Below are 7,357 nucleotides of genomic sequence, written 5' to 3' on the forward strand. Positions count from 1 at the left end.
CCGGTCAGGAGCCGGAGAGCACGCCCCACAGCACCGTGAGGCCGCCGGCCGCGAGGGCGAAGACGACCACGACGGCGAGGGCGGCGAGCACGGGCCGGCCCTCGTACCACGAGCGGCTGCCCGGGTACTGGCGGTACAGCTCGCTGAACGAGAGCGGCTTCGGCACCGTCGTGGTGGGCGAGCCGAGGGTCTCGGCGACGAGCGCGATGGCCTCCTCCGACCAGTACGTGCCGCGCATGCGGAAGAGCGGGGCGCCGCCGGCGTCGGTCGCGAAGAGCTGGGGCACCGTGTCGGCCGAGTCGGAGCGGTAGGTGCGCACCACGACCACCGCCGCGATCCGCTCGCGGCGCAGCCGGACGAACCCGGGCAGCCAGCCGCGCTTGATGAACTCGTCGGCCGTGACCCCGACGAACGAGACGCTGTACCGCCAGTAGCAGACCAGCCCGACGACGACCGCGACGTCGGCCGCCCAGATCACCGCCGGCCAGTGGGCCGTGCCGCGGGTCAGCCAGAGCAGGGCGAGCACGACGGGCACGAGCCCGAAGACGGCCGTGAGCACGGCCGTGCGGGCGACGGAGGCGCGCGGCAGCGCGTACGCCTCGAAGTCGTCGCGTGCGACGCCAGCCCTCATCCCGTCCCCCTGTGCGGCACGACGACGCCCCCGCCCGCGGAGGAGGACCGCCACCCCTGACAGTCCTTCGTGCAGCTCCGAGCCTACGGGATCGGCCCCCTCTCGACCGCACCGGGCGGTGCGGTCACGGCACCCCAGACCGGGCAGCCCGCGAACGGGGGGAGTCGCGGGTCGAGCCCCCGCAGCACCCGCCCCGGGCCCCGGCTCAGCGGTCGCGGAGGCGCTCCAGCTCGCGCCGCTCGCGCTTCGTCGGCCGTCCGGCCCCGCGCTCGCGCACCGGCACCGCGGCGACCTCCTCGCGCGGCGGGGGAGGCGGCGTGAGGTCGGTGACGGCCAGGGCCGCGACCGGTGCGCCGACCCGCTTCACGAGGCACTGGCGGACGACGAGGATCCGCTCGAGCCCCGCGAGGCGCACCCGCACCTCGTCGCCCGGCCGGACGGCCTGCGCGGCCTTGACCCGCTCGCCGTTGACCCGCACGTGCCCCGCCCGGCACGCGGTCGTCGCGGCCGACCGGGTCTTGACCACGCGCACGGCCCACAGCCAGGCGTCGACGCGGCAGGAGGCGGGGGAGTCCATCCGACGATGCTACGCGCGGACGGCGCCGAGGTCGTCCGCAGCACCCCTCCGCGTCCGCTACCATTGACGAGGTCGTGCGCCGGTCTCACCGTGCTCACCTCAGGAGGATTCGCCTAGTGGCCTATGGCGCACGCTTGGAAAGCGTGTTGGGTGCAAGCCCTCAGGGGTTCGAATCCCCTATCCTCCGCGACTGAATGGCCTTCCCGTACGGGAGGGCCATTCGTCGCTCTGTGCTGGTCTGGCGCCTCTCGGCGCTGGTGCGGGCGGCTTCGCCGCCGCACCGGAGGGCGCTGGGCGGCTTCGCCGCCGCACCCGAGGGGCGCTGGGCGGCTTCGCCGCCTCCGCTGGGGGGCGGCGCTGGGCGGGTTCGCCGCCTCCGCATCGGTCGGGGGATGGACGGGTCAGGGGGCGGGGTCGGCGGGGGCGTCGTCGAGGCGGAGGGTCATGTAGCGGAGGTCGAGCCAGCGGCCGAACTTCGTGCCGACCTCGCGCAGCAGGCCCGCGTCCTCGAAGCCGAGCGAGCGGTGCAGCCGCGCCGAGCCCTCGTTGCCCGCCTCCACCAGGGCGACCATCACGTGGTGGCCGGCCTCCCTCGACGACGCGATCAGCGACTCCATCAGGGCCCGCCCGGTGCCCCGGCCCTGGTGGCCCTCCCGCACGTACACGCTGTTCTCGACGGTGTGGCGGTAGCCCGGCTTCGCGTGGAACGGCCCGACGCTGCCGTAGCCGACGACGAGGTCGCCCTCGACCGCGACGATCGCGCTGCGCCCGGGCTCGCTGTGCGCCGCCAGCCAGTCGCGCCGGCCCTGCAGGTCGGGCGGCACCTCCGTGAAGATGGCGGTCGAGCGGGCCACGGCGTGGGCGTGGATCTCGAGCACGCCCGGCAGGTCGGCCTCGGTCGCGGTGCGGATCAGCATGCGACGAGCTTAGGAGGCGCGGTGCGGCCGGTCACGTCACCCGCGTCACGCGTAGGTTCGGCTCATGAGCGACGACACCTACACCGCATCCTTCATCGGCGAAGACGGCGCCGAGGTCTCCTCCGAGCAGCTCGCCTACATCGACGGCCTCCCGCAGAAGAGCGTCATGCGGCCCGGCGCCGACGACGGCGAGGACCTCAACTGGGAGCTCGACACCGACACCACCAGCGACGACGGCTTCGTCTACCGCTCGATGGGCGTCGCGCAGCACGACTACTCCTGAGCCCCCGGGCTCGGTAGGGTCGGTCGCGGGGCGGCACCCCGCTCCACAGGACCGACCGCGCACGACGGCGTGCGCGCAGGAGGAGATCGCCATGGCCCCGAAGGACGCGTCACGGTCCGTGCTCCGCAAGAAGCCCGTGCTCGAGATCGAGGACGAGACGAGCGGCACGGGCCTCTTCAAGAGCCTCGGGCTCTGGCAGCTGACCGCGATCGGCGTCGGCGGCATCATCGGGGTCGGCGTCTTCTCGCTCGCCGGCCTCGTGGCCCACGGCGACGACGCGAACCCCGGCGTCGGGCCGGCCGTGTTGTTCTCGTTCCTCATCGCGGGCCTGGCCAGCGCGGCCGCCGCCCTGTCGTACGCCGAGTTCGCCGGCATGGTGCCCCGCGCCGGCTCGGCCTACACGTACGGCTACGTCGCCCTCGGCGAGATCGTCGGCTGGTTCATCGGGTGGGACCTCCTGCTCGAGTACGTCGCCATCGTCGCGGTCGTGGCGATCGGCATCTCCGGCTACTTCGACGCCTTCCTCTCCGGTCTCGGGCTCGACCTCCCGGCGTCGATCGCCTCGACGCCCGACGCGGGGGAGGGCGGCGTCGTCAACCTCCCCGCCATCGTCGTCTGCCTGCTCGTCACGTTCATCCTCAGCCGGGGCTCGAAGGCCTTCGGCCGGTTCGAGATCGTCGCCGTCGGCATCAAGGTGCTGCTCGTGCTCTTCATCATCGGGCTCGGACTCTTCCACCTGAACGCCGAGAACTTCTCCCCGTTCGTGCCCAACGGGTTCGGCCCCGTCTTCACCGGTGCCGCCACCGTGTTCTTCGCGGTCTTCGGCTACGACGCGATGAGCACCGCCGCGGAGGAGAGCGTCGACGGCAAGAAGCACATGCCGAAGGCCATCGTGCTCTCGCTGATCATCGCGATGATCCTCTACGTCGCCGCGACGCTCGTGCTCACCGGCATGCAGGACTGGCGCGAGATCGACCCCGAGGCCGGCTTCGCCTCGGCCTTCACGAGCGTCGGCCTGCCCGTGGTCGCCACGATCATCTCCGTCTTCGCCGTGATCTCGATCCTCACCGTGATGCTCACCTTCCTGCTCGGCGTGACGCGCGTCTGGTTCTCGATGAGCCGGGACGGCCTCCTGCCCGGCTGGTTCGCGCGCACCGACCGCAAGGGCGTGCCGCAGCGGGTCACCTGGATCGCCGGCGTCGCCTCAGCCCTGCTCGCCGGCGTCTTCCCGATCCGGGCCGTCGCCGACCTCACGAACATCGGCATCCTCGCCGCGTTCGTCGTCGTCTGCGTCGCCGTCATCGTCTTCCGGTACCGCAAGCCGGAGGCGCCCCGCACCTTCCGTCTCCCGCTCATGCCGTTCGTGCCCGCGTTCGGCGTGCTCGCCAGCGGCTTCCTCATCGCCCAGCTGCACTGGGAGACCTGGCTGCGCTTCGGCGTCTGGCTCGTCGTCGGCCTCGTCGTCTACTTCGGCTACGGCCGCCGCCACTCGCTGCTGAACCCCGACAGCCCCCGCCTGCCCCGCTGAGCGTCCCCGGTGTCCGCCTCCGCTCCGTGCCGACCCCCGCCTCACCGGCGCCTCGGAGCCGGCCGGTCGTAGGCTGAGGGCCGTGTCGACCCGCATCTACATCACGTCCGCAGAAGGCCACACCGGCAAGTCGACGATCGCGCTCGGCGTGCTCGACACGCTCGGTCACGAGGTGGGCCGGGTGGGGGTGTTCCGCCCCGTCGCGCGCTCTACTGACGAACGCGACTACGTGCTCGAGCTGCTGCTCGCCCACGACAGCGTCGACCTCGCCTACGACGAGTGCGTCGGCGTCACCTACGACGACGTGCACCGTGACCCCGACGCCGCGCTCGCGACCATCGTCAGCCGCTTCGCCGCGGTCGAGCGCCAGTGCGACGCCGTCGTGGTGATCGGCTCCGACTACACCGACGTCGGCAGCCCCACCGAGCTCTCGTTCAACGCGCGGGTCGCGGCCAACCTCGGCGCTCCGGTGCTGCTCGTGCTCGGCGGCCGCACCGCCGACGGCACCGCGGCCCGCACCGGCATCGACATGCGCCAGGTCGCCGAGGTCACCACCGCCGAGCTCCGCAGCGAGCACGCCAGCCTCCTCGCCGTGGTCGCGAACCGGGTCGACCCCGAGCGCCTCGACGAGGTCGTCGGAGGCATCGGCTCGGCCCTCGAGACCGCACCCGGCGGCCGGGTGCCCGTCTGGGCGCTGCCGGAGGACCGCCTCCTCGTGGCTCCGACCGTCCGCGCCGTCCTGGCGGCCACCGGCGCGACGCTCGTCCGCGGCGACGACGCCCTGCTCGACCGCGAGGCGGTCGGCGTGGTCGTGGCGGCCATGTCGATGGAGAACGTCCTGCCGCGCCTCACCGAGGGCGCCGTCGTGGTCGTGCCGGGCGACCGGTCCGACGTGCTCGTCGCCACGGTGCTCGCCCACGCGTCGGAGACCTTCCCCTCGCTCGCCGGGATCGTGCTCAACGGCGGCTTCGACCTCGCCCCGCAGGTCGACCTGCTGCTCGAGGGCCTCGGCAGCTCGCTCCCGGTCGCCCGCAACGAGCTGGGCACCTACGACACCGCGCTCGCGATCACGCAGACTCGCGGCCGCCTCGCCGCCGACTCGCCGCGCAAGTACGACCTCGCCCTCGCCCTCTTCGAGCGACACGTCGACGCTGCCGAGCTGCTCCGCCTGCTCCAGGTGAGCCCGTCGGGCGTCGTCACGCCGCTGATGTTCGAGTACCAGCTGCTCGAGCGTGCCCGCGGCGCCGCGAAGCACATCGTGCTGCCCGAGGGCGACGACGACCGCATCCTCCGCGCCGCGTCGTCGCTGCTGCAGCGGAACGTCGCGAAGCTGACGCTGCTCGGCGACGAGACCGCGATCCGCGCCCGGGGGGCCGAGCTCGGCCTCGACCTCGCCGAGGCGCGGGTGCTCGACCCGTTCGACCCGAGCCTCCAGGTGCAGTTCGCGACGGAGTACGCGCGGCTGCGCGCCCACAAGGGCATCTCGGCCGCGATGGCGATGGACACCGTCACCGACGTCTCCTACTTCGGCACGATGATGGTCAAGCTAGGGCTCGCCGACGGCATGGTCTCCGGCGCGGCGCACACCACCGCCCACACCATCCGCCCGGCCTTCGAGGTCATCAAGACGCTGCCCGACGTCGGCGTCGTGTCGAGCGTCTTCCTCATGGCGCTCGCCGACCGCGTGCTCGTCTACGGCGACTGCGCCGTCATCCCCGACCCGACGGCCGAGCAGCTCGCCGACATCGCGATCTCGTCGGCGCAGACGGCCGAGCAGTTCGGCATCGAGCCGCGCGTAGCGATGCTCAGCTACAGCACCGGCGACAGCGGCTCGGGCGCCGACGTCGAGAAGGTCCGCGCCGCGACCGCCCTCGTGCGCGAGCGCCGCCCCGACCTCCTCGTCGAGGGCCCGATCCAGTACGACGCGGCCGCCGACCCGACGGTCGCCGCCGCGAAGATGCCCGACTCCGACGTCGCGGGCCGGGCGACGGTGTTCATCTTCCCCGACCTCAACACGGGCAACAACACCTACAAGGCGGTGCAGCGGAGCGCCGGAGCGGTCGCGATCGGCCCGATCCTCCAGGGGCTCCGCAAGCCGATCAACGACCTGTCGCGCGGCGCCCTCGTCAGCGACATCGTCAACACGGTCGCGATCACCGCCATCCAGGCCGGGACCCCCGCCGCGGAGGCGCGGGTCACCGCCGACCCCGCGGTCGCGGCCCTGCCCGCCCCCGTCACCACCGCCTCCACCCCCGCCCCCGCAGAAGGGAACACCCCGTGAGCGCAGTCCTCGTCGTCAACTCCGGATCGTCGTCGTTCAAGTACCAGCTGATCGAGCTCGACGGCGAGGCCACCCTCGCGAGCGGCCTGGTCGAGCGCATCGGCGAGGCCACCGGGTCGACGAAGCACCGCAACCACCTGACGGGGGAGGAGACCAGCAGCGACTCCGCCCCCGTCGCCGACCACGCCGCCGGCTTCGCCGCGATGCTCGACGCCTTCCGCGACCACGGCCCGTCGTTCGACGAGCACCCGCCCGTGGCGGTCGGCCACCGCGTGGTGCACGGCGGCGAGGAGTTCGACCGGGCCACCGTCGTCACCGACGAGGTCGAGGCTGCGATCGACCGCCTCTCGGCGCTCGCGCCCCTCCACAACCCCGCGAACCTGCAGGGCATCCGCGCCGCGAAGGAGGCCTTCGCCGACGTGCCGCACGTCGCCGTCTTCGACACCGCCTTCCACCAGACCCTCGCGCCCGCCGCGTACACCTACGCGATCGACGCCGAGCTGGCGTCGAAGCACCACGTGCGCCGCTACGGCTTCCACGGCACGTCGCACAAGTACGTCTCCGAGGCGACGGCGGCCTTCCTCGGGCGCCCGCTCGCCGAGCTCAAGATCATCGTGCTGCACCTCGGCAACGGGGCGTCGGTCGCGGCGATCGACGGGGGCCGCTCGGTCGAGACGAGCATGGGCATGACCCCCCTCGAGGGCCTCGTGATGGGCACCCGCTCGGGCGACATCGACCCGGCCGCGGTCTTCCACCTGCACCGCGAGGCCGGCCTCGGCTTCGACGAGCTCGAGACCCTGCTCAACAAGCAGAGCGGCCTGCTGGGCCTCACCGGCAGCGGCGACATGCGCGACGTGCAGGACAGCGCGTCGCGCGGCGACGCCGTCTCCGAGGCGGCGCTCGCCGTCTACCGCCACCGGATCCGGCACTACGTCGGCGCGTACGTCGCCCAGCTGGGCGGCCTCGACGCCGTCGTCTTCACCGCGGGGGTCGGCGAGAACAACGCGCTGCTCCGCCGTCGCACCCTGGCGGGCCTCGACTTCTTCGGCATCCGCGTCGACGACGACCGCAACGAGCTCTCCTCTCGCGAGGCACGGCTCATCTCGCCGGAGGGCGCGGCCGTCTCGGTGCTCGTCGTGC

The 7,357-nt window shown here is 73.0% G+C and carries 6 protein-coding genes, 1 tRNA gene and 1 pseudogene; 5 read left to right on the forward strand and 3 right to left on the reverse strand.

Features of this window, described 5'->3' with window-relative positions:
- Positions 1–4: 4 nt before the first annotated feature.
- Together ASF82_RS02850 and ASF82_RS02855 are read right to left on the reverse strand one after the other, a co-directional pair.
- Positions 5–631 (reverse strand): hypothetical protein, encoded by a 627-nt coding sequence (locus ASF82_RS02850; RefSeq protein WP_056053109.1) that lies wholly within the window; start codon positions 629–631, stop codon positions 5–7.
- A 205-nt stretch (positions 632–836) separates the two neighbouring features.
- The gene (locus ASF82_RS02855) at positions 837–1,208 is read right to left on the reverse strand and encodes an RNA-binding S4 domain-containing protein (RefSeq protein ID WP_056053113.1); all 372 of its coding nucleotides are present in this window, start codon (positions 1,206–1,208) and stop codon (positions 837–839) included.
- Between the two features lie 102 nt (positions 1,209–1,310).
- Here ASF82_RS02855 and ASF82_RS02860 point away from each other — a divergent pair.
- A tRNA-Ser gene (locus ASF82_RS02860) sits at positions 1,311–1,395 on the forward strand.
- Between the two features lie 214 nt (positions 1,396–1,609).
- On the opposite strand, the gene ASF82_RS02865 is transcribed toward ASF82_RS02860, so the two are convergent.
- The gene (locus tag ASF82_RS02865) at positions 1,610–2,125 is read right to left on the reverse strand and encodes a GNAT family N-acetyltransferase (RefSeq protein WP_056053116.1); all 516 of its coding nucleotides are present in this window, start codon (positions 2,123–2,125) and stop codon (positions 1,610–1,612) included.
- A 64-nt stretch (positions 2,126–2,189) separates the two neighbouring features.
- Between ASF82_RS02865 and ASF82_RS02870 the strand changes: the two genes are divergently transcribed.
- The 4 genes and pseudogenes from ASF82_RS02870 to ASF82_RS02885 form a co-directional block, all read left to right on the forward strand.
- A complete protein-coding gene (locus ASF82_RS02870) occupies positions 2,190–2,408 on the forward strand; it encodes a hypothetical protein (protein WP_056053120.1) in 219 nt (72 codons plus the stop codon).
- A 91-nt stretch (positions 2,409–2,499) separates the two neighbouring features.
- Positions 2,500–3,936, forward strand: coding sequence for an amino acid permease (locus ASF82_RS02875; RefSeq protein ID WP_056053125.1), 1,437 nt, complete (start codon positions 2,500–2,502; stop codon positions 3,934–3,936).
- 82 nt (positions 3,937–4,018) lie between these two features.
- The gene (gene pta / locus ASF82_RS02880) at positions 4,019–6,217 is read left to right on the forward strand and encodes a phosphate acetyltransferase (RefSeq protein WP_056053128.1); all 2,199 of its coding nucleotides are present in this window, start codon (positions 4,019–4,021) and stop codon (positions 6,215–6,217) included.
- 50 nt (positions 6,218–6,267) lie between these two features.
- Positions 6,268–7,357 (forward strand): annotated as a pseudogene (locus ASF82_RS02885) (acetate/propionate family kinase); the annotation flags it as partial.

The sequence above is a fragment of the Frigoribacterium sp. Leaf164 genome (assembly GCF_001423665.1).
GTDB classification, from domain to species: Bacteria; Actinomycetota; Actinomycetes; order Actinomycetales; family Microbacteriaceae; genus Frigoribacterium; species Frigoribacterium endophyticum.

What these genes read in the sequence shown, in the direction of transcription:
- ASF82_RS02850 (WP_056053109.1), bottom strand. Translation starts at nt 631, where the DNA reads ATGAGGGCTGGCGTCGCACGCGACGACTTCGAGGCGTACGCGCTGCCG.
- ASF82_RS02870 (WP_056053120.1), top strand. Translation starts at nt 2,190, where the DNA reads ATGAGCGACGACACCTACACCGCATCCTTCATCGGCGAAGACGGCGCC.
- ASF82_RS02865 (WP_056053116.1), bottom strand. Translation starts at nt 2,125, where the DNA reads ATGCTGATCCGCACCGCGACCGAGGCCGACCTGCCGGGCGTGCTCGAG.
- ASF82_RS02855 (WP_056053113.1), bottom strand. Translation starts at nt 1,208, where the DNA reads ATGGACTCCCCCGCCTCCTGCCGCGTCGACGCCTGGCTGTGGGCCGTG.
- ASF82_RS02875 (WP_056053125.1), top strand. Translation starts at nt 2,500, where the DNA reads ATGGCCCCGAAGGACGCGTCACGGTCCGTGCTCCGCAAGAAGCCCGTG.